This window comes from Aureivirga sp. CE67 (assembly GCF_015767245.1).
Classification (GTDB): domain Bacteria; phylum Bacteroidota; class Bacteroidia; order Flavobacteriales; family Flavobacteriaceae; genus Aureivirga.
In genome coordinates, this window is sequence record NZ_JADOTV010000001.1 from 863,613 (window position 1) to 885,378 (window position 21,766).

19 protein-coding genes are annotated in these 21,766 nt (G+C 30.9%); 2 read left to right on the top strand and 17 right to left on the bottom strand.

Translation table 11 applies throughout. The features are described 5' to 3' along the window. Positions 1-75: 75 nt before the first annotated feature. Positions 76-1,002 (bottom strand): tRNA epoxyqueuosine(34) reductase QueG, encoded by a 927-nt coding sequence (gene queG, locus I0K12_RS03865; RefSeq protein ID WP_196885557.1) that lies wholly within the window; start codon positions 1,000-1,002, stop codon positions 76-78. 337 nt (positions 1,003-1,339) lie between these two features. Here queG and I0K12_RS03870 point away from each other — a divergent pair, with 337 nt between their 5' ends. Further along, positions 1,340-4,420 carry a DUF2723 domain-containing protein gene (locus I0K12_RS03870; protein WP_196885558.1) on the top strand — a complete coding sequence of 1,027 codons (3,081 nt, stop codon included), beginning with the start codon at positions 1,340-1,342 and terminating at the stop codon, positions 4,418-4,420. Next, positions 4,420-5,055 carry a polysaccharide deacetylase family protein gene (locus tag I0K12_RS03875; RefSeq protein WP_196885559.1) on the top strand — a complete coding sequence of 212 codons (636 nt, stop codon included), beginning with the start codon at positions 4,420-4,422 and terminating at the stop codon, positions 5,053-5,055. Before I0K12_RS03870 ends, I0K12_RS03875 begins: the two co-directional genes overlap by 1 nt. 3 nt (positions 5,056-5,058) lie before the next feature. Here I0K12_RS03875 and I0K12_RS03880 read toward each other — a convergent pair whose 3' ends face one another. From I0K12_RS03880 to rimP, 16 genes are all read right to left on the bottom strand, one after another. Continuing rightward, the gene (locus I0K12_RS03880; protein ID WP_196885560.1) at positions 5,059-6,450 is read right to left on the bottom strand and encodes a cytochrome b N-terminal domain-containing protein; all 1,392 of its coding nucleotides are present in this window, start codon (positions 6,448-6,450) and stop codon (positions 5,059-5,061) included. A 10-nt stretch (positions 6,451-6,460) separates the two neighbouring features. Continuing rightward, positions 6,461-6,991 carry a ubiquinol-cytochrome c reductase iron-sulfur subunit gene (locus I0K12_RS03885; protein ID WP_196885561.1) on the bottom strand — a complete coding sequence of 177 codons (531 nt, stop codon included), beginning with the start codon at positions 6,989-6,991 and terminating at the stop codon, positions 6,461-6,463. Beyond that, entirely contained in the window at positions 6,972-7,199 is a 228-nt protein-coding gene (locus I0K12_RS03890) for a hypothetical protein (RefSeq protein ID WP_196885562.1), read from the bottom strand. Before I0K12_RS03890 ends, I0K12_RS03885 begins: the two co-directional genes overlap by 20 nt. Beyond that, positions 7,196-7,990, bottom strand: a complete 795-nt coding sequence (locus I0K12_RS03895) for a cytochrome c oxidase assembly protein (RefSeq protein ID WP_196885563.1) — start codon at positions 7,988-7,990, stop codon at positions 7,196-7,198. The genes I0K12_RS03890 and I0K12_RS03895 overlap by 4 nt, the downstream gene beginning before the upstream one ends. Next, positions 7,987-8,553, bottom strand: coding sequence for a heme-copper oxidase subunit III (locus I0K12_RS03900; protein ID WP_196885564.1), 567 nt, complete (start codon positions 8,551-8,553; stop codon positions 7,987-7,989). Before I0K12_RS03900 ends, I0K12_RS03895 begins: the two co-directional genes overlap by 4 nt. After that, positions 8,550-10,202 carry a cytochrome c oxidase subunit I gene (gene ctaD, locus I0K12_RS03905; protein WP_196885565.1) on the bottom strand — a complete coding sequence of 551 codons (1,653 nt, stop codon included), beginning with the start codon at positions 10,200-10,202 and terminating at the stop codon, positions 8,550-8,552. Before ctaD ends, I0K12_RS03900 begins: the two co-directional genes overlap by 4 nt. A 6-nt stretch (positions 10,203-10,208) precedes the next feature. Next, on the bottom strand, positions 10,209-11,150 hold the full coding sequence (gene coxB / locus I0K12_RS03910; protein WP_196885566.1) for a cytochrome c oxidase subunit II: 942 nt from the start codon (positions 11,148-11,150) through the stop codon (positions 10,209-10,211). Positions 11,151-11,322: 172 nt separating this feature from the next. Further along, the gene (locus I0K12_RS03915) at positions 11,323-12,759 is read right to left on the bottom strand and encodes a M56 family metallopeptidase (RefSeq protein ID WP_196885567.1); all 1,437 of its coding nucleotides are present in this window, start codon (positions 12,757-12,759) and stop codon (positions 11,323-11,325) included. 11 nt (positions 12,760-12,770) lie between these two features. Further along, a complete protein-coding gene (locus I0K12_RS03920; protein WP_196885568.1) occupies positions 12,771-14,144 on the bottom strand; it encodes a M56 family metallopeptidase in 1,374 nt (457 codons plus the stop codon). After that, a complete protein-coding gene (locus I0K12_RS03925; RefSeq protein ID WP_196885569.1) occupies positions 14,141-14,515 on the bottom strand; it encodes a BlaI/MecI/CopY family transcriptional regulator in 375 nt (124 codons plus the stop codon). Before I0K12_RS03925 ends, I0K12_RS03920 begins: the two co-directional genes overlap by 4 nt. 9 nt (positions 14,516-14,524) lie before the next feature. Beyond that, positions 14,525-15,115 (bottom strand): hypothetical protein, encoded by a 591-nt coding sequence (locus tag I0K12_RS03930; protein WP_196885570.1) that lies wholly within the window; start codon positions 15,113-15,115, stop codon positions 14,525-14,527. A gap of 149 nt (positions 15,116-15,264) precedes the next feature. Continuing rightward, positions 15,265-15,876 carry an FAD-dependent oxidoreductase gene (locus I0K12_RS03935; RefSeq protein ID WP_196885599.1) on the bottom strand — a complete coding sequence of 204 codons (612 nt, stop codon included), beginning with the start codon at positions 15,874-15,876 and terminating at the stop codon, positions 15,265-15,267. A gap of 207 nt (positions 15,877-16,083) precedes the next feature. Then, complete coding sequence (locus tag I0K12_RS03940) at positions 16,084-16,788, bottom strand: tRNA1(Val) (adenine(37)-N6)-methyltransferase (protein WP_196885571.1); 705 nt, start codon at positions 16,786-16,788, stop codon at positions 16,084-16,086. A gap of 73 nt (positions 16,789-16,861) precedes the next feature. Then, positions 16,862-19,915: a translation initiation factor IF-2 gene (gene infB, locus I0K12_RS03945; protein WP_196885572.1), complete on the bottom strand. Its 3,054-nt coding sequence runs from the start codon at positions 19,913-19,915 to the stop codon at positions 16,862-16,864. Positions 19,916-19,959: 44 nt separating this feature from the next. Continuing rightward, positions 19,960-21,207: a transcription termination factor NusA gene (nusA, locus tag I0K12_RS03950; RefSeq protein ID WP_196885573.1), complete on the bottom strand. Its 1,248-nt coding sequence runs from the start codon at positions 21,205-21,207 to the stop codon at positions 19,960-19,962. Between the two features lie 9 nt (positions 21,208-21,216). Further along, entirely contained in the window at positions 21,217-21,687 is a 471-nt protein-coding gene (rimP, locus tag I0K12_RS03955) for a ribosome assembly cofactor RimP (protein ID WP_196885574.1), read from the bottom strand. Positions 21,688-21,766 lie beyond the last annotated feature (79 nt).

Consider the following 21,766-nt stretch of genomic DNA (forward strand, 5'->3'; position numbering starts at 1 on the left):
TGATAGACAAATATAGTTATTCCAATATTAGATAAAATATTTTTAAGAAAGGAATTTCCTAGAACATGATTTTTATTATTTTTTAATAAAATCGATATTTCTTTGGAGTCCTGCATATTTTGTCCTTTTTACAGCTGATTTTTTGAAAACTTTTCGAAAAACTTCTTCTGTAATTTCTTCCCAATCTTGATATTTCATCGTCAGCAAATCTGGATGTGGTTCGAACAAAGGCTCTTTCATTGGTGTCGAAAATCGATTCCAAGGACAAACATCTTGACATGTATCACAACCAAACATCCAATCGTCAAATTTACCTTTCAATTCCATCGGTAAATTATCTTTTAACTCTATCGTAAAATACGAAATACATTTGCTTCCGTCAATAGTATTATTTGGCAAAATTGCTTGTGTTGGGCAAGCATCAATGCATTTTGTACATTTTCCGCAATGATCTGTTTCAAATGGATAATCGTATTCCAACTCAACATCCACGATTAACTCTGCTAAAAAGAAAAAAGATCCTGCTTTCTTTTGAATCAAGAGCGAATGCTTTCCTGTCCAACCTAATCCTGCTTTTTTTACCCAGCTTCTTTCCATTATTGGGGCTGAATCCGTAAAAGCTCTTCCATTGATTTCACCAATTTCATCATTCATAAATTGCATTAATTGTCTCAATTTATCCTTGATCACATGATGATAATCTTGTCCGTAAGCGTATTTTGCTATTTTAAAAGTATCTGAATTTTGCTGTTCTTTTGGGAAATAATTATACACTAAAGAAATTACCGATTTTGAACCTTCTACAAGCAATCTTGGATCTAATCTTTTGTCAAAATGATTTTCCATGTATTTCATTTCTCCATGATATCCATTTTTCAACCAAGTTTCAAGATTTACAGCTTCTTCTTCCAAAAAAGTAGCTTTTGCAATTCCACAAGCAGTAAAACCTAACCTTTCTGCTTCTTGTTTGATTAATTTGCTATATGTTTCTTTTGAATTCAAAATCGTGTTTTGTTTCCTTTTTATCCTTTCTGTTTTCTATTGGAAAAAGGCTACAAATTTAGAAAAAACTTCATTCTTAACTTTGTTAAAGAATTGAAACTAAAAATCTCATTACTTTTTTCAAAAAGAAATTAAAGAAAATAGATATACTATAAAATCCATTACAAGAATTCTTTTAATTCTTAATAATTCGTTAATTCTATTACATTTAAATAATTTGATAAAAAAATCCGTTATAATTGTGAAATTAAAAAATTGTTTCTTCAATAATTTTACTAATATTGAGGTCTTTTAATTAGCATAATATTTTTAAATTCGCATATATTTAAAATAAACTATGAATTCATTCACCTTTAGAAAGTTAAACAATCTTGTTGGTTGGTTAGTGTTTTTGGTTGCGTTGTTTACTTATGTATCAACTTTAGAGCCAACAGTAAGTTTTTGGGATAGTGGAGAATATATTTCTACATCCGCTAATTTATCCGTAGGACATCCGCCGGGTTCACCTATGTATCAAATGTTAGGGGCATTTATTTCAATGTTCACAACAGATTCAAATCAGGTAGCCTTTATGGTTAATATGTTGTCCGCAGTTGCTAGTGCATTTACGATTTTATTCTTGTTTTGGACTATTTCCTTATTGGCAAGAAAAATGGTTACCGTTGCAAAAAATAAAATATTTGATGCTATAGGATTGGCAGTTGTAGGAAGTGCTGCAATCGGTGCTTTAACTTTCACATTTTCGGACAGTTTCTGGTTCAATGCCGTAGAAGCTGAAGTATATGCAATGTCTTCTTTTGTTACCTCAACATTATTTTGGTTAGCATTAAAATGGGAAGAAAACTTCGATGAACCTCTTGGAAATAGATGGTTATTATTAATCAGTTTTGTAGTTGGACTTTCGTTTGGAGTTCACTTACTTTCTCTGTTAGTAATTCCAGCTGTTGTTTTGGTTTATTTCTTCAAAAAATACAAGACAATTTCGATCAAACAATTTATTCTTGGAAATATTATCGCTGTTTTAGTTTTAGCTTTTGTATTCAAATTCTTATTCCCTTACACTTTAGTATTCTTCAGTGCTTGTGAGTTATTCTTTGTAAATACAATCGGATTACCTTTTAATTCTGGAACAATCATCGCAGGATTAATCTTAATCGCTGCTTTCTATTTTGGTTTAAAACATACAAGAAAAGCTGGTTTAGTTTTAGCAAATACAGCTGTTTTATGTCTTCTTTTCACTATGATTGGATTCTCTTCTTGGATGATGATTCCAATTCGTGCAAATGCAAATACTACTATTAATGAAAACAATCCTTCAAGTGCACGTGAGCTTTTAGCTTATTATAATCGTGAGCAATATGGAGATGCAAATGTTTTCTATGATAAATATTACAACTACGTTTATGGTCAAGAGTTGGACAGAAACCAACCATATATTGATGATAAACCAAAGTATGAGAAAGATGAAAAAACTGGTAAGTATGTAATTGTAAACAACTACCAAAATGCCAAACCAAATTATAGCTCAAAATATAAAGGTTTCATGCCAAGGATGACAAATCCTATGGCGATTGACAATTATAAAGCAATTGCTGGAATTGATCAAAGAGCTACTAGAAAACCTACTTTTGGAGAGAACCTTAAGTATATGCTTTCTTACCAATTCAACTATATGTATATCCGATATTTCTTATGGAATTTTGTTGGAAAACAAAACGATCTTCAAGGAAACATGGATATTCACAACGGAAACTGGATTTCGGGTATAAATGCTGTAGATAGTTTCTTTGTTGGTCCTCAAGACAATTTACCTTCAGATATTAAAAATAATAAAGGAAGAAATACTTATTACGGATTACCATTAATTCTTGGAATCATTGGATTATTATTTCATTTAAGTAGAAAACCGAAAGATTTCTATACACTTTTTGTTTTCTTTATTTTTATGAGTTTAGCAATTGTATTCTATGTAAATCAAAAAGCATTTGAGCCTAGAGAAAGAGATTATTCTTATGTTGGTTCTTTCTATGTATTTGCTATTTGGGTCGGGTTTGGAGTATTGGCTATCTATGAAAAATTCAAAGACAAAATGCCTAAAAAAGCACTTGCTGTTGGAACAACTTTAGTTTGTTTATTCTTAGTTCCTACAATTATGGCTAAAGAAAACTGGAATGACCATGATAGATCAAATAGATATACTGCTTTACTAAATGCAAAAGCTTATTTAGATTCTTGTCAGGAAAATGCTATTTTATTCTCTATTGGAGATAATGATACTTTCCCTCTTTGGTACATGCAAGAAATTGAAGGATATCGTCGTGATGTAAAAGTAATTAACTCAAGTTTATTTGCTACAGATTGGTATATTGATCAAATGAAGCGTCAGACATTTACTGCACCTCCAATTCCATCAAGCTTAACACATGATTTATATAAATATGGTTCTTTAGAAATTGCTTATCATGTTCCAGATTCAAGAGTTAAAGATTCTGTGATGCCATTAAGCACTTTTATGAAATGGATTGAAAGTAAAAATCAAGGAACGTATATTCAAGAAGACAATGGACATTTAGAAAAAGCTTATCCATTGAATAAAATTCGTATCCCTGTAGATAAAAATGCTGTTTTAGAAAATCATATTGTACCTGCAAAAGATTCTTCTTTAATTGTTCCTTATATTGATATTACGATTGATGATAGAGCTATTTATAAGAATAGAATTCTTATGTTAGACATCATCAATAACAATAACTGGAAGCGTCCAATTTACTTTACTGGAGGAGCAAGTGCTGCTGAAGAATATATTTGGATGAAAGATTATTTACAGTTAGATGGTTTAGCATTTAAATTAGTTCCTATCAAAACGCCAAATAGAGGAAGTATTTTAAGTATGGGAAGAATTGATTCGGATGCACTTTACGAAAAAGTAAAAAACTGGAATTGGAGAAATATTACAGATGATAATATTTATTTAGATCCAGAATCTAGAAGAAATTCTATCAACTTTAGAACTGTTTTAGTTCGTTTAGCAGATAAATTCATTGAAGAAAACAAGAAACAAGAAGCAGAAGCTGTTCTTGATTTATCTCTTGAAAAAATGCCAGTTGATAAATTTGGTCACTATTCTTTATTATTAGGATATGTAGAATCTTACTATGCACTTGGTAATAAAGAAAAAGCAAGAGCTCTTGCAGATAAATTGATCAAAAAATGTCAAGAAAACATAAATTATTATGTGAATTTCCCTGATAATTTCATAACTTCAGTATATGATGAACTAGAAACAAATATTGTACTTTATAATACTTTAGTTGAAGTTTCAGTAGATTATGACAGTGAAGAATTTGCTTCTAAACAACAAGCTGAATTTGTAAAGTACATGCAAATTTTAGAAACTAAATTACAAATAGATCAATAATGAAATTATATGTTGTAAAAACTCCGAATTTTCTTCAATTCTTAGGAAATAAGCTGATTTGGAGTTTTTACACTTCATCAAAAAAGATATATCTCACTTTTGATGATGGTCCAACACCAAAAATAACAGAGTGGGTTTTGCAAACATTGAAAAAATATGATGCAAAAGCCACTTTTTTTTGTTTGGGTAAAAATGTAGATGCAAATCCTGAGATTTATAATCAAATATTATCCGAAGGACATGCAGTAGGAAATCATACCAATAATCACTTCAATGGTTGGAAAACGATTTCTATAAATTACTTCAATAATATTAGAGAAGCTTCAAAAAAAATCAAATCAAACTTATTTCGTCCGCCTTACGGTAAGTTGAAATATATTCAAAGTAGATATATTCGAAAAAAAATGAAATACAACATCATCATGTGGGATGTTATCAGTGCAGATTTTGATACAAGTATTTCTGGTGAAGAATGCTATCAAAATGTTATAAAACACACCGAAAACGGAAGTATCATCGTTTTCCATGATAGTGTAAAAGCAGAAAGTAGAATGAAATATGCTTTACCAAAAGTACTTGAATATTATGCAACCAAAGGTTATTCGTTCGAAAAAATAGATTTAAAAACTATTTAAATTTTATTTATCACTATTTAAGAAAGCTAAAAGAGCATCCAATTCCTCATCTGATAATGAACCTCCAAAAGCTGGCATATATTCTCCTCCATTTACAATTCGAATAGTCATTTCTTGTGTATTTAATCTTTCTTTTACTTTGGTTAAATCAGGACCTCTAAAACCTCCTTTATCTTTTATTTTATGACAAAATAAACAACCTTTTTCATAGAATAATTCCATTCCTTTTTCTGCTTCAGGTGTAGGATTCTTTAAAATTTCTTGAGACAAAGGTTTTACATCAAATCTTGGTGACCAAGGTGCTTTATTTCCTTCCATTGTCAAAGAAATAATAATTGCTACAACAACCAAAACTCCTATAATTGACCAAGGTCTTCGCATCGGATGCCTTTCCCCTTTATTGGATAAAAAAGGAAGTGCTAATAATAAGAAAATCATTAATAAAGGCCCAATTGCCATAACATAACTTTCAATCGCTGGTGGCATCAAAGCAAAAAGTGCAAAAATCCAAACTAAATACCAATCCGGAGTTGGATTTGCATTTGTACTTGCTGGTTCTGGTGGCCCAACTAATTCTGGAGCTCCAATAAAATAAGCTAAAAGAGAAATTGTCAGAATTACTAAAAAACCAAAAACTACATCTCGCCAAGCTGCATTTGGAAAAAATGGAACACCAATTTTCTCCAACATCTTTTCATATTTTTCTCTATAAGTTTTTGGATTTACTAAACTTCCTACAACAGGTGGTTCTGATATTCCATTTCTAAAAACCAAATACACATGTAAACCAACAAAAAGAAAAAGAAAAACTGGTATAATAAAAACATGATAAGAATAAAACCTTGTTAGTGTACTTCCTCCAACTGTCTCTCCTCCTAAAAGAAGATAAGCAACTGATTTTCCTATCACTGGAATTCTTCCCATTTGTTCTGCCGCAACAACTGCCGACCAAACTCCTGTATCGTCCCAACGAAGTAATTGGCCTGTAAAACCCATTGCAATCGTTAAAAACAAAAGAACAACTCCTGTAATCCATTGCATTTCACGAGGAAATTTATAAACAGCCATTATATACACTCGAATCATATGAATTCCCATGAAAAGAATCATCCCAGAAGCGCCAAAATAATGTAGACCACGAAGCCAAGCTCCGAGAAAAGCTGTATTTGTAATATATTCTAAAGAAGCATAAGCTGTATCCGAAGATGGTTGGTAAAGAAGTGAAAGACCAATTCCTGTAACAATTTGTAAAAGCAAACAGAACAAAGTTGCACTTCCGAAAACATACCACCATTTTGCATTTGGCGGCACCAAATGTTTTGCAAGAGGAAGAATCATTTCTGAAAGTCCTGTTCTATCATCCAACCATTTCCAAGCTCTATTTCCTTTTTTCATAAATCTTGTTTTAGCTATTTTCTATTGTTGTAATTGGAATTTCTTCTGATCTAATTTCAACATATCCGTTTGTTGTTCGTACAGGATATTTTTGCAATGGTCTTGGAGGTGGTCCCGCTGCTACATCTCCATTTTTATAATAAACTCCTCCATGACATGGACATAAGAATAATTCCGATTCTTCAATCCAACGAACTGGACAACCAAGATGTGCACAATTAATCGTATATGCTTCAAAATTATTTTCATCAACTCTTCTTAGCCATGAAGCTGTATAAGAAATCTCTTTCGCCCAAGGAAGAATATCTCCATCAGGAAATTTTACTAAAACTGTATCTCCAACTTTAAAATCAGCTATTTTTCCAACTTTTCTCCAAGATTTCTTTTCTTTCTTCACTAATGGTTCAAACAAAGAACCAAGAACTGGAATTCCGATAAGAATCGTTCCAATTCCTCCAAGAACAAAAGTCAGCTTTGTTAAAAAACTTCTTCTATCTTCCGTTAATTCACTCGGACAATTTTCACACTTCTTTTTCTCCATTTTCAATTCGTTTTTGTTCTTCTAATAAATTTGAAATCCACCCAATTAATCCAAGAAATAGAAAAATAATTCCCATAATGGCAATTACTAAAGTGGTAACAATTCCCCAAAAAAGAAGTGTTACTCCAATAGAAAGAATAAATGGATACCATGTAAATCTTGGTAATTCTTCTGGATAAGCTTTATTTTTATTCGTTTCTTTTTTCATAAAACTCTCATTTTTTCATTTATTACTTCTTTTTTCTTCAACCATTTCAAGATTAAATTCATTGAAATCGTAAGATATATCAAGCATCCAGGAAGCCACATTATTAGTCCTGAAATTTGTTGTTCTTGAAATTTATCTAAATTGGAAAGTCTACTTGCAAAACCACTTTCTGCATAGAAAGGGTCATAAATCAACGTTTCTGCAAAAGTGATATAGATTCCTAAAAGTGTGCAACCAACACAAGCAGAAACAAGGTAACCGACACTTTTCAAAATTGGCATAGTCGGATTTGGTTTTGGAGCTAAAACTGGGTAATAAAACCAAAGTCCAACTGCTAAACTGCTAATCACTCCAAAAACATGTAAAAGATTCACTGTAAACTCGGAAGCATTATGAATATGATTTGCCATCTCTGTGATGAAAAAAGGTAAATGCACAAACCACATATATGCGATAAAAACCACCCAAGAAATCATTGGATATCTAAATATTCTCCAAGTAATTTTAGTTCCTTTTGGTAAACTCATCCATAATAGTGCTGGAACAACCATCAATAAAATCACATGTTGTGTCATATGTGCTATAAAAGAATGTCCATCTGCTAGAGTTGCTAAAGGAGAAACTAAGGAATAAGCAATTAAAATCACAGCAAAAGCGAAATTCCAAATGTTTTTACTTGTTGTCTTTTTGTTTTTAAACATAATTACAAACCAAAAAATCAAAAAGAGTAAAATCAAATTGAAATACGCTGGCCACTGCCATCCTTTATAATGTAATAAGAATTCTTTCATAATAATGGCATTAAATAAACAATGAAAAACACAAAAACCCAGACAACATCCACAAAGTGCCAATACCATTCAGCTGCTAAAAAAGCACTAGAAGGATCTCGTTGTCGAAAAACATCCAACAGTGTCAGAATAAGATAAATTGTTAGAATAATTAAACCTAAGAAAACATGAAATCCATGAAATCCTGTAAGTGTAAAAAATGCACTTCCGAAGATATTTTGATTGATTGTAACTTCTTGGTTATACAAATCCATATATTCTGTTACTTGACCAAAAACGAAAGTTGCTCCAAGTAGGATCGTCAGAATCAAACTGAAAATTAAGAGCTTTCTTTTGTTTTTTTCTAAAGCATATTTTGCAATCGTGATTGTTCCACTACTGGAGAATAAAAAAATAGAAAAAATTGCAGTTCGTTTGACATTTAGATAGTTTGTAGAAGCTTCCCAAGTATCACTAAAATTTCGGAAATATACATATGCAATAATTAAAGCCACAAAAAATAAAGATTCTGAAGCGATGAATAATTGCATTAATAATTTGGTTTGTCTAAAAACTATCTTCATGATTTTTGTGCTACTTTTTGTTTTTCCCAATCAATTACTGGCCGAAGACTTGTTACTTCTGGTAAAGTCTCAAAATTCTTAAGTTGAGGAGGAGAAGTCGTATACCACTCTAAAGTCCAAGCATTCCAAGGATTATTTCCTGCAAGCTCTCCACTTCTCAAACTTTTAAAAATATTATAGATAAAAATGACAACTGCAATAAGCATAAACACTGCTCCTATTGAAGAAATCAAGTTTAAAATTCCGTAGTAAGGTAAATCTGGATAAGAGAAAACTCTTCTTGGCATTCCCATAAAACCTAGAAGATGTTGTAAAAAGAAAGTCATATTAAACCCAAGGAGAAATAACCAAAAATGCCATTTTCCAAGTCTTTCATTTAACATTCTTCCGCTGATTTTTGGAAACCAATAATAAATTCCAGCAAAAATGGTAAAAAGTGTTCCTCCTAAAAATACATAATGAATATGTGCAACCACAAAATAAGTATCTGTCACACGCCAGTCTAAAGGCACAATCGCTACTGCAATTCCACTAAGTCCTCCAAGTGTAAAATCTAAAATAAAAGCAACTGCAAAAAGCATAGAAGTAGAAAAATAAATATTTCCTTTCCACATGGTCGCCATCCAATTCACAATTTTAATTCCTGTCGGAATACCAATCAACATGCTTCCTGCTGCGAAAAATGTATTAATCGGATTTCCTAATCCTGCAACAAACATATGATGTGCCCAAACTCCAAAAGAAAGCAAAGCAATAAAAACAGTAGTTGCTGCTAAAGTTGTATATCCAAAAATATTTTTTCTACTAAAAACAGGAATCACTTCGGAAATAATCCCGAAACCTGGAAGTGCCAAAATATAAACTTCAGGATGCCCAAAAGCCCAAAAGAAATGTTGCCAAAGCAGAGCCGAACCTCCGGTATTTGGTAAAAAAAAGTGAGAACCAAGTTGACGGTCAATTAGTAACATTACCAATCCTGCATTTAATAATGGAAAAGCTGCAAGAATCAAGAAACTATTGATAAAAACCATCCAAACAAAAAGTGGAACTTTTCGAAGTCGCATTCCTTTAATTCGCATAGTTAGAGTTGTAATTACAAAATTCAAACCTGCACCAATACTTCCAATTCCAGTGACAATTAAACCAATACTATAATAATCGAGTCCAGAACTAAAAGAATAGTTTTTTTCGCTCAAAGGAGCATAACTAAACCAACCTGCATCTGGAGCTCCTCCAGCTAGAAAGCTAAAATTAAGAAGAAGTCCACCAAACAAAGTCATCCAAAGACTCATCGCATTTAATCTTGGAAAAGCCATTTCATTTGCGCCAATCATCAATGGAAGGAAATAGGTAGCTAATCCAATCAAAGTTGGCATCAACACAAGGAAAACCATCGTAGTTCCGTGCATTGTAAAAAGTTCGTTGAAAGTTTGTGGAGAAACAATTTGAAGTCCTGGCCAAGCTAATTGTAAACGCATTAGCATTGCTTCAAAACCTCCGATAAGAAAGAAAAATAAAGAAACCCATAAATATAGAATCCCAAGTTGCTTGTGATCTGTACTAGAAATCCATTGCAAAATTCCATATCTACTTTTGATAGATGGTAATGCTTCTGTTGGTTCTGGAACTTCAAATGAAAATAATTTCATATTCTTCTACTTTAAATTGTGTAAATAATGTGCTAATGCATTGATTTCTTCTTCTGTCATTAAAAAATTCGGCATGTATGCTCCGTGTTTCATCTTCTGAGGATCTTCAATCCAATCTTTAATATTTTGAAAATTCACCTCCGCTTTTCCTCCAAGCATTTTATTTCTACTTGCAAAATGCGTCAAATCTGGGCCAACTTTTGCTTTTGCAGAAGTTCCTCTAATCGTATGACAGTTTGCACAAACTTTATCTTGAAATAATTGTTTTCCTTTTTGAAAAAGAGTGTCCGGTTTTTCAACAGCTTTTTGTTTTTGTTCTTGAAACCATTTTTCAAATTCTTCTGGTTCATGTGCAAAAACTTCTACTCGCATCCAAGTATGTTGTGCACCACAAAACTCGTTGCACATTCCTTCATAAACTCCAGGTTCTCTTGCTTGCATCCAAACAAAATTGGTAACTCCAGGAACCATATCTATTTTTCTTCCCAATGCTGGAACGTACCAATCATGTACAACATCTGCACTTTCCATAAGTGCAACAAACTTATCTCCTGTTGGAATATGTAATTCATTTGCTGTAAAAAGTGTGTCTCCTAAATATTCTATTTCCCACCACCATTGATGTCCTGTGATTTTCACAAAAGGTTTTTGTTCTTCGCTTGGCGTTTGTTGAATTCTGAACATCACTTTCACAGTCAGAAATAAAAATACTATGACTAAAACTGAAGCAATAAAAAGTGTGATTCTTTCCGTAGAGCGGTTTTCTAAAACCGTGTATTTGTCTTTTTCTAATTTTTTGGATTTATATTTTCTAACAATAAAAATCAGAAAACCAGCAACCAAAATAAAAACTACAAGTGCAGCTATAAAAAAATGAAAGAATAATTCATTCATGATATCTGTATCTTCCGAAGAAGAACGAAAAATATGGTAAATCGATTCATTCATTCTCTCAAATATTTTTTATAACCAATTGAATATTAGTTAATTTACAATTTTTAAGAAAAAGAACAAAGAGTTTTTTTTGATTTGTTTAACATCTAAAAACAAAAAAGTTACTCCAGAATTTGAAGTAACTTTATATTATATAATGAAATTTTTAATCTTTTAGAAATACTGTTTAAGAATTTTTAAATAAAGAAATGGTCTTTTTCAACATATTAATACCATATCCTAATTTTTCAGATTTCATCTTCTTTTTGAATTCTGATTTTGTAATTTCCTTTCCATCCGTATCTAACCATTTAAAATCATCAATTGCACCAATTTTTTCTAATTCATTCTCTAAAAAAATATAGCTAGCTTCCATATCTGTTGGAGAATCATCTTCTGTAAAAGTTGACATCCCTACAAAATCTCCTTGAACCATTGTATTTGATTTATTTTTAGTATTATATTCTATATCAAAATTTGTTTTATTCATTTTAAAATGAAAAATATCTCCTTTTTGATTTACGGTAATACTAAGTTTTAATTCAGGTACATCAGATTGAAAACCATGTTTTTTCACATAGTTTTTGGTCTTCTCATCTAAAATCAAAAAGTCTAAACCAGTTATATTTTTATCTGAATCTCTTAATACATTTTCAAATTTTATTTCTTTCCCAAGATATCTTCTTGCATATTTTGCTTCAAAAAGATCAATATCTCGATCTGTAGTTTCCTCTGAAAACTCTATAAATAATTTCTCAGTATTTTCTCTCGTCTGCGAAAACATCATAAAACTAACTAAAAAAGGAATTACAAATAATACCTTTAGAATATTCGTCTTTGCAGATCTTCTTTTTTGCAACATTAAAACTCTATTTTTTAATGTACTTTCTTTTTTAAATGAATTGGTAAGCATAGAATTATTTTTTATTTGTAGTTGAACAATTAATTTTTGATAATCATAGCTAGAAAACGAATTTTCGTTAATCGTTTTTTCGTCTGCTAAAAATTCATGTGTTTCTTCGAATCCTTTTCGGTAAAATCTCAAAAACGGATTGAACCAAAACAAAGCTTCTATTATTTGAATCAGAAGAACATCAAAAGTGTGAAACTCTCTTACATGAATATTTTCGTGAACTAAAATCTTTTTCAAAGCATTAATCTCCATATTTTCAGTATTCACAACTATGTATTTGTAAAAAGAAAAAGCTTCGTTTTCATTTTTACTTTCTAAATATTTTATTCCAAAAGCTTCTTTCCATTTTAATTTTTTGAGCTGTTTTAAAAGCAATATTATTTTCCAAAAAAGTAAACTCAATAAAACCACAGAAATCATAATAACTCCAATTGAAATCCAATTTGAATAATCAATTTCTGATTTAATTTCGATAGGAACTTCTGAAAGTGTTTGCGTAACATTTTCTAAAACTGGATTTTGTTCTATTTTTTCTATAGAAGAAATTTCTACTTCTTTTTCAATAAAAATACTTGGTAACAAAAAGCTACATAAAACTCCTCCTAACAAGAAAAATCGATTTGCTTGGTAGAAAGTTTCTTTTCGCAAAAAAACATGATAAATTCCTGCAAAAAGAAGTAATAGAATATTGACTTTTAGGATGTAAAGCATTAGTTCTAGTTTTAATTAAGATGTTCAAATTTCTGCTTCTTCAAACTAAATACATTGTTTTTAGAATCTCTTACTACTGTATAGTTTTCTTGTTTCAGCATTTCACTAGCCTTTTTCTCAGTAATCACATTTCCTTTATCATCCTTCCAAATTGGATTTTCAGCATTATTAAACTTAACAGTAGATTTTTCTTGATCGTAAACTACTTCTAAACCTTTATTAGAAGTAATAATGTCAGGATTGTCTTTGTCAATTTCTATTTTTAATGGATTAATTACATTTCGACTATTTGAATTTATATTTGATCTCGTAACCAATCTATCATAATTTTTCATTGTTGTCTTAAAATCATAAGAAGTAATTTCTTCTTTTTCATTTCTTTTTATATTATCAAATAAGAATCTTTCTTTATCAAAGAAACTCGCATATAAATCCTGAAACTCTTTTATTTCCTCATCTGTACTATCTTTTGTTAAAATAAAAGTGTATTTTTCAGAATCATTTCCACTGATAATTTGTTTCTCTTTTGTTTGAGCAAAAACCATAAAACTCAATAAAAAAGGAATAATTAAAACCAATTTTAAAAATTGTATTCTTGTAGATTTTCCTTTTTGTAACATTAAAACTCTTCGCTTCAGCGTGCTTTCTTTTTTGAATGAATTTGTAATCATAGAATTATTTTTTATTTGAAGTTGAACAATTAATTTTTGATAATCATAGCTAGAAAACGAATTTTCATGTATCGTTTTTTCGTCTGCTAAAAATTCATGTGTTTCTTCGAATCCTTTTCGGTAAAATCTCAAAAACGGATTAAACCAAAACAAAGCTTCTATTATTTGAATCAGAAGAACATCAAAAGTGTGAAACTCTCTTACATGAATATTTTCGTGAACTAAAATCTTTTTCAAAGCATTTTTTCCCATATTTTCTGAGTTCACGACAATGTATTTGTAAAAAGAAAAAGCTTCATTTTCATTTTTACTTTCTAAATATTTTATTCCAAAAGATTCTTTCCATTTTAATTTTTTTAGCTGTTTTAAAAGCAATATTATTTTCCAAAAAAGTAAACTCAATAAAACCACAGAAATCAAAGTAACTCCAATTGAAATCCAATTTGAATAATCAATTTCTGATATGACTTCCGTTGGAACTTCTGTAACTCTTTGCGTAACATTTTCTAAAACTGGACTTTGCTCTATATTTTCTAAAGAAGTAATTTCTATTTCTTTTTCAATAAAAATATTTGGCAGCAAAAAACTACATAAAACTCCTCCTAACAAGAAAAATCGATTTATTTGGTAGAAAGTCTCTTTTCGCAAAAAAATATGATAAATTCCTGCGAAAAGAAGTAATAGAAAATTGACTTTTAGGATGTATATGATCATTTTTTCCCTTTTTCTTTATCTTTTTCAATAAGCGCAATAATTTCCTCTAACTCGTCCGAACTAATTTTTTCTTCCTTCGCAAAAAATGACAACATGTTCTTAAAAGAATTATCAAAATAGTTCTTAATCGTACTATTGATGAATCTATTTCTATAATCTTCTTTTGTTATTTTCGGAAAGTATCGATGGGTGTTTCCAAAAGCTTCATGCCCAACAAAACCTTTTGTTTCCATTTTTCGCACTGTTGTAGAAAGTGTGTTATAATGTGGTTTTGGCTCCGGAATCTCTTCCATAATTTCTTTTACAAATGCTTTTTCTAATTTCCAAAGCACCTGCATGATTTCCTCTTCTTTATTTGTTAGTTTTTTCATTTTTTCTGTTTAAATAAATTTCATTTCAAATATTAAATAATGCTCAATATTAAACTTTTCTCCCCATTCTTCTGGTTTATATTCGCTAGAATCCACAGCACAATACATTAAATAATTCCCTTGTTTATATGGTAAAATGTAAGCCATCAAATAAATTTTCTTTCCAGATTCTTTGTTCTTATTTTGTAATGCAACAATTTCTCTCAAAGAATATTTTTCCGAATCCGTACTAGTGAAAAATTTTGTTGTTGAAAAACCTGGAAAACGAAATTGCATTTTCAATTGATTTTCTTTTGTCTTTTTAGCCAAAACTCTAAATTTAAAAGTAGAATCTGCAATTTTTCTACTATTTCTAGAATCCACAATTGTATCTAAATTTGTCATTTTCCCATGCCACATTTCTTTCACTGTTAGCAAATAATCTTTTCCTTTTAAGTCTTTTCCTGAAAAATTGTATTTGTAATAATCAATATTTTCAAACATAAAATAATCTTGTAATTCTTGGTTTTCTGAACTATAATCAACAGAAACAGTAAATTTTTGACCATAAGTTGAAATCGTCAATAGGAATAAGAATGCTTGCAAAGCAATTTTTTTCATAATTATTTCATTTTTGTTTTGACAAACATAAAACTATTTTATTAGTTATACAACTACTTTTATAGTTGTTATAACTAAAAAAATAAATACATATTGTATTTACTTAGAATTTTAATCAAAAAAAAGAGATGCTAAACATCTCTTTTCTATTAGGAAACAGTTTTTTTATCATGAATCATGGTTGTTTTTCCATCATTCCAAATTGTCAAAATATCTGTAGCAACCTCTGCTCCACTTCCTGCAGCAATTGCAAACTGACTTCTACATCCTGCTAAAGTTCCTGCAACATAAATTCCTTTATCCACTACATGATCCACATTTTTCAATTGAGTTCTTTGTTTAGCAGCAGGTAATTTTTGATGTAATTCAGTGTAAGCTTCTAAACCTTTAATTGCAAAGTTTTTTGGACCAACAGCTACTACGATATTTTTAGCTTCATAAGAATTTTTGTTCGTAATAACTTTTAATACATCTCCGTTCTTCTCAATTTCTAAAACTTTCTCTTTCTCAATCTGAGAAACATGTGGATATAAAGAAGCTAATTGTTTTTTTCCGTCTTCTAACAAATCATCTCCAGAAGTATTTGGAGCAACTCCCATTACATTATTCAAAATGGCAGTTTGCAAAGAAGAAGCTCTCTGGTGCATGATAATTCCAATGTTTTTGTCCTTTGCAAATTCTCTTTCTTTTGCAGAACCAAGAACCAAACCACAAGAAATTCCAGCAGCTCCTCCACCTATAATTAATACGTCGAATATCATTTTTTTCATTTTATAATCAAATGCTAAGATAGGAAATGAGTATAAATTTTAAGAAAATTTAAGAGTTAATAAAACAAAATGAAAAAAGTGTCGTTATTAAGTTATATATCAAATTAAGCAAAAAACATCTATTATTTACTTTTAGAAATACGAGGGATGATAAACATCGGGCACTTTAGTGATTTGAATTAATTGTGTTCGGTGTTTTCACATTTTTAGATAAAAATCTTTTACAATTTTGACATATTCTTCTGTATAATGATGTCTTTCTATTTCAATTATCAATTCCGAAATTTTAACTTCCTTTTGTTTAAAACTAAACTCTAAAAGACTTCTTTTTAGCGGTGCTTCTTTTCTCCCTCTTACTCTTGTAATTCTTTCTGGATAAAGTTTGAAATCTTTAGCAATTTGAATAAAATTTTCTTCTTCAGTAAAAGGAATAATGAAAGAACATTTACCTTCAGTTGAAAGTAATTCAGAAGTTTTTTCTAAAAGTTTTTCATAAGGTAAACTTTCCGAATGCCTGGCTAAAGCTCTTTTTTCATCTTCATTTTTAAAAGTTGTAGTATAAAAAGGTGGATTAGAAACTATCAAATCAAATTTTTCTTCTGTTTGAAACTCTTGTAAAGAACAATTTTCAATAACAATTCTTTTCTCCCATATAGAGTTTTCAAAATTCTCTTTTGCTTGCTCAAAAGCATTCTTTTCTATTTCTAAAGCAAAAACCTCAGCTTGATTATTTCTTTGCGCTAACATCAGCGAAATTAATCCTGTTCCTGTTCCAATATCTAAAATCTTATTCGCATTCTCAGGATTTGCCCAAGCTCCAAGTAAAACTCCATCTGTTCCAACTTTCATTGCTGTTTTATCCTGAAATATTTCAAATTGTTTAAATCGAAAAGGTTTTCTCATTCTTTTTATATTTAATAAAAAAACCTGTAAGAGTTCATCTTACAGGTTTTTCAATATGTTATGAAAAATTAAATTATTTTAATTTTTTCTTTACTTCTACTTCTTTAAATGCTTCAATTACATCACCTTCTTTGATATCATTGTAGTTCTTAATCTGAAGTCCACAATCATATCCTTTAGCAACTTCTTTCACATCGTCTTTGAAACGTTTCAATGATGCTAATTCACCAGAGTAAATAACTACACCCTCACGGATAATTCTAATCTTAGAATCTCTGTAGATCTTACCACTAACAACCATACATCCTGCAATGTTTCCAATTTTAGAAATCTTATAAACTTCTCTAATTTCAACATTACCAGAAACTTCTTCACGCATTTCAGGAGATAACATTCCTTCCATTGCATCTTTCAAGTCGTTAATAGCATCATAGATAATAGAGTAAGAACGGATATCTACCTCTTCTTTATCAGCAACTAATCTAGCATTTCCTTGTGGTCTTACATTAAATCCGATGATAATTGCATCAGAAGCTGACGCTAAAAGAACATCGTTTTCAGTAATTGCTCCAACTCCTTTGTGGATGATATTTACTTGGATTTCTTCTGTAGATAATTTTTGGAATGAATCTGTTAATGCTTCTACTGAACCATCCACATCTCCTTTAAGAATAATATTTAATTCTTTGAAGTTTCCTAATGCGATTCTTCGTCCAATTTCTGCTAAAGAAAGTACTTTTCTTGTTCTTACAGATTGCTCTCTTTGTAATTGAGAACGTTTTGTAGCGATTTGTTTCGCTTCTCTTTCATCCTCAAATACATTAAATTTATCACCTGCTTGAGGTGCTCCATCTAATCCTAATAAAGAAACTGGTGTAGAAGGTCCTGCAACTTTTAATGCAGCTCCACGCTCATTAAACATCGCTCTTACCTTACCACTGTGTTTTCCTGCTAATACATAATCTCCAATCTTAAGAGTACCTTGTTGTACTAACATTGTAGCTACATAACCACGACCTTTATCTAATAATGCCTCAACGATTGTTCCTGATGCATTCTTGTTAGGGTTCGCTTTTAATTCAAGAACTTCAGACTCAAGAATTACTTTTTCTAATAATTCATCAACTCCTAATCCTGTTTTTGCAGAAATTTCTTGTGATTGGTATTTACCTCCCCAATCCTCAACAAGCATATTCATACTTGCTAATTGTTCTTTAATTCTATCAGGGTTTGCTGTTTGCTTATCAACTTTGTTAATTGCAAAGATGATTGGTACACCTGCTGCTTGTGCGTGAGAGATAGCCTCTTTTGTTTGTGGCATCACATCATCATCCGCTGCAACTACAATAATTACAACATCTGTTACTTGTGCTCCACGTGCACGCATCGCTGTAAAGGCCTCGTGACCTGGTGTATCTAAGAAAGTTAACTTTTGTCCATCGTGTAACTCTACTGAGTAAGCTCCGATGTGCTGTGTAATTCCTCCAGACTCACCTGCAATTACGTTTTCCTTACGGATATAATCTAATAAAGAAGTTTTACCGTGATCTACGTGTCCCATTACTGTAATAATTGGAGCTCTTGTTTCTAGATCTTCAGCTTTATCTTCTTCTTCTTGAATTGATTCTTCAATTTCGGCGCTAATAAACTCAACATCATGACCAAATTCTGCTGCTACAATTTTTAATGTTTCAGCATCTAATCTTTGGTTCATCGTTACCATCATTCCTAATGACATACAAGCAGAAATTACTTGCGTTACAGGAATATCCATCATCGTTGCAACTTCAGAAACAGTAACAAATTCTGTTACCTTCAAGATTTTACTTTGTTCTTGTTCTAATTGTTGTTGCTTTTCAGTTTGTTGACGGTGCTGGTCACGTTTATGTTTTCTGTGTTTAGCTCCTTTATTCTTATTAGATTTCCCTTGTAATCTTTCAAGAGTTTCTCTAATTTGTTTAGAAACTTCAGCTTCAGTTGGTTCTTCTTTTACAACAGGTTTTTGTGTTCCTCTACCTTTTCCACGGAATCCTCTGTTTCCACCATTTCCACCTTGACCAGGTCTTTGGTTTCTATTACGGTTGTTATTGTTTCCGCCTTGGTTGTTGTTATTCCTGTTATTACCTCCTTGGCTGTTATTGTTCCTGTTATTATTATTGTTGTTATTGTTGTTGTTATTACCTCCTTTGTTATCTTGAGATCCAGGTTTAGTAATTCTTTTACGTCTTCCTTTGTTTCCAGATTGATTCCTATTTCCAGAACCCTTTTTATTATCTTCAGGCTTCTTCTTTTTAGCTTTCTCAAACTGTTTTAAATCAATAACTTTACCAGTTAATTTAGGACCATCTAATTTCTTATACTTCGTCTCAATTTTTGGAGCATCCGTCATAGAGACTTCTTCTTTTTTCTCCTTCTGAGGTTTTTCTTTCTGCGTATTTTTCTTTGGCTGGAACTTATTTGCTACATCAATAGGTTTCGCAGATTTCTGTTCTGGTTTCTTTGTATCTTCTTTTTTCAACTCCACTTCTTTTGCTGGCTCTGGCTTAATTTCTTCTTGTTTAACTTCTGACTTAATATCCTTTGTTTTAATATCTGCTGGCTGTTCAGAATTTGAAACTTTTTGCGTCTCTTTGTTTTCTAAGATATTAGTTTCAGTTGTTATTGTTTCTTTTTGTTGTTCGTCTTTAGTTTCAACAACATCTTTCTTCTCTACAGGAGCAGGCTTCTGTTTTGGCTCTTCAGTAATATTTTCGGCTTTCTTTTTATCGCTTGTCAAATCGATTTTACCAACTTTTTTAATAGTTGGTTTATCAGCTTTAGCTTTAAGAATTTGTTTTTTAGCCTCTTCTTCTTGTTTTCTTATTTTTTCAAGTTTTTCTTCTTGCTCTAAACGCATCGCTTCTTTTTCTTTGCGTTTCTCTGCGCTTACTTCTTTAGAAGCGGCTTTTTTACTCTTATCACTTTGAAACTCTTTCTGAAGTTGCGCATAATTATCCTGAGAAATTTTTGTAGTAGGACGAGCCTCTACCTCAATTCCTTTTGAGGATAAGAATTCAACTGCAGTAGCCAGTGATATGTTTAATTCTCTTAAAACTTTATTGAGCCTAAGCGTTTTATTATCAGCCATATAATTTTAATTGTTTAGCCTAATTATTTTTTTGAGTTTAAATTTTATTTTTCAAACTCTTCATTTAATATTCTTTGAACTTCAGTAATTGTTTCCTCTTCAAGATCTGTTCTCTTTACAAGCTCCGCAACACTTAATTCTAATACGCTCTTCGCTGTATCTAAACCGATGTTTTTAAGCTCTTCGATTACCCATCCTTCAATTTCATCAGAAAATTCTACTAACTCTACATCTTCGTCTTCTACACCTTCTCTTTGAACATCGATTTGGTATCCTGTCAATTGTGAAGCTAATTTAATATTAACTCCTCCTTTACCAATTGCTTTAGAAACTTCTTCTGGTTGTAAAAATACGTTAACTTTCTTTCTTTTACCTTCTTCTTCTGGTTCAATTGCAATTCGAACAATTTTCGCTGGACTTAAAGCTCTAGCAATGAAAATCTCTTCGTTCTTTGTAAAGTTTACAACATCAATATTTTCATTTCCTAATTCACGAACAATTCCGTGGATTCTTGAACCTTTCATACCAACACAAGCTCCAACTGGATCAATTCTATCATCATAAGAATCTACTGCAATTTTTGCTTTTTCACCAGGAATTCTCGCTACTCTCTCGATTGTAATCAATCCGTCAAATACTTCAGGAATTTCTTGCTCAAATAATTTCACTAAGAATTCAGGAGCTGTTCTAGACATAATAACTGAAGGCTTATTTCCTTTCAATTCTACATCTTTAATGATTCCTCTAACAGCTTCACCTTTTCTAAAGTAATCAGATTTGATTTGCTCATTCTTTGGTAAAATGATTTCATTTCCATCATCATCCAACAAAATTACAGCATTGTGACGAATATGATGCACTTCTGCACTATAAATATCTCCAACTAAATCTTTGAAATGTTTGTACATATTTGTACTATCATGTTCATGAATCTTTGAAATTAAGTTTTGGCGAAGTGCTAAAATGGCTCTTCTTCCTAAATCAATTAATTTCACCTCTTCAGATACATCTTCACCAATTTCAAAATCTGGCTCAATTTTTCTTGCTTCAGATAACTCGATCTCTTCGTTTGGCTCTTCTACTTCTCCATCACCAACTACTACTCTATTTCTCCAAATTTCTAAATCCCCTTTATCTGGGTTAATAATAATATCAAAGTTATCGTCTGATCCAAATTTCCTTTTAAGTGTAGCTCTAAAAACTTCTTCTAAGATAGACATAAGAGTTACTCTGTCTATACTTTTATCGTCTTTAAATTCTGAAAATGATTCAATTAAATCTATATTTTCCATTTCAGTCTTTTAGTTAAAAATTATTTTCACCTTTGCTTGGTGAATGTCACTGTATAATATTGTTGCATTTTTGACAACAGTTACTTTTCCTTTACCAATCGGCTTTGGCTCTCTAGCTTTCCATTCTAATGAAATAGAATCATCTGTTACAGAAACTAATTTACCTTCAACCTTTGTATTATCTTCTCCATACTTCACTTCTAAAGTACGATTAAGATTCTTTTTATATTGTCTTTTGTGTTGAATTGGATTTGCAATATCCGGTGTAGTAACTTCTAAAGCGAAGTCTTCTTCTTCTCTATCTAGATTATGCTCAACATTTCTGCTTACTCTGATACATTCTTTTAAAGGAACACCTTCATCACCATCAATCTCAACATGAATTTTGTTGTTTTCTAGAAAAGACAATTCAATTAAAAAAAGAGATGGATTCTCATTTAATGCCTCTTCAACAAGTTGTTTTACTTTGGCTTTATCCATATTATTTTATAAAAAGAGGGGACTTTTAGTCCCCTCATATTTATTCATTTTTATCTGTTTATTAGTGCAAATATACAAT

Bases quoted from the DNA above. Each gene is read 5' to 3' on its own strand.
- I0K12_RS03870 (WP_196885558.1), top strand. From the start codon at position 1,340: ATGAATTCATTCACCTTTAGAAAGTTAAACAATCTTGTTGGTTGGTTA.
- I0K12_RS03875 (WP_196885559.1), top strand. From the start codon at position 4,420: ATGAAATTATATGTTGTAAAAACTCCGAATTTTCTTCAATTCTTAGGA.
- I0K12_RS03880 (WP_196885560.1), bottom strand. From the start codon at position 6,450: ATGAAAAAAGGAAATAGAGCTTGGAAATGGTTGGATGATAGAACAGGA.
- I0K12_RS03885 (WP_196885561.1), bottom strand. From the start codon at position 6,991: ATGGAGAAAAAGAAGTGTGAAAATTGTCCGAGTGAATTAACGGAAGAT.
- I0K12_RS03890 (WP_196885562.1), bottom strand. From the start codon at position 7,199: ATGAAAAAAGAAACGAATAAAAATAAAGCTTATCCAGAAGAATTACCA.
- I0K12_RS03895 (WP_196885563.1), bottom strand. From the start codon at position 7,990: ATGAAAGAATTCTTATTACATTATAAAGGATGGCAGTGGCCAGCGTAT.
- I0K12_RS03900 (WP_196885564.1), bottom strand. From the start codon at position 8,553: ATGAAGATAGTTTTTAGACAAACCAAATTATTAATGCAATTATTCATC.
- ctaD (WP_196885565.1), bottom strand. From the start codon at position 10,202: ATGAAATTATTTTCATTTGAAGTTCCAGAACCAACAGAAGCATTACCA.
- coxB (WP_196885566.1), bottom strand. From the start codon at position 11,150: ATGAATGAATCGATTTACCATATTTTTCGTTCTTCTTCGGAAGATACA.
- I0K12_RS03915 (WP_196885567.1), bottom strand. From the start codon at position 12,759: ATGCTTTACATCCTAAAAGTCAATATTCTATTACTTCTTTTTGCAGGA.
- I0K12_RS03920 (WP_196885568.1), bottom strand. From the start codon at position 14,144: ATGATCATATACATCCTAAAAGTCAATTTTCTATTACTTCTTTTCGCA.
- I0K12_RS03925 (WP_196885569.1), bottom strand. From the start codon at position 14,515: ATGAAAAAACTAACAAATAAAGAAGAGGAAATCATGCAGGTGCTTTGG.
- I0K12_RS03930 (WP_196885570.1), bottom strand. From the start codon at position 15,115: ATGAAAAAAATTGCTTTGCAAGCATTCTTATTCCTATTGACGATTTCA.
- I0K12_RS03935 (WP_196885599.1), bottom strand. From the start codon at position 15,876: ATGATATTCGACGTATTAATTATAGGTGGAGGAGCTGCTGGAATTTCT.
- I0K12_RS03940 (WP_196885571.1), bottom strand. From the start codon at position 16,788: ATGAGAAAACCTTTTCGATTTAAACAATTTGAAATATTTCAGGATAAA.
- infB (WP_196885572.1), bottom strand. From the start codon at position 19,915: ATGGCTGATAATAAAACGCTTAGGCTCAATAAAGTTTTAAGAGAATTA.
- nusA (WP_196885573.1), bottom strand. From the start codon at position 21,207: ATGGAAAATATAGATTTAATTGAATCATTTTCAGAATTTAAAGACGAT.
- rimP (WP_196885574.1), bottom strand. From the start codon at position 21,687: ATGGATAAAGCCAAAGTAAAACAACTTGTTGAAGAGGCATTAAATGAG.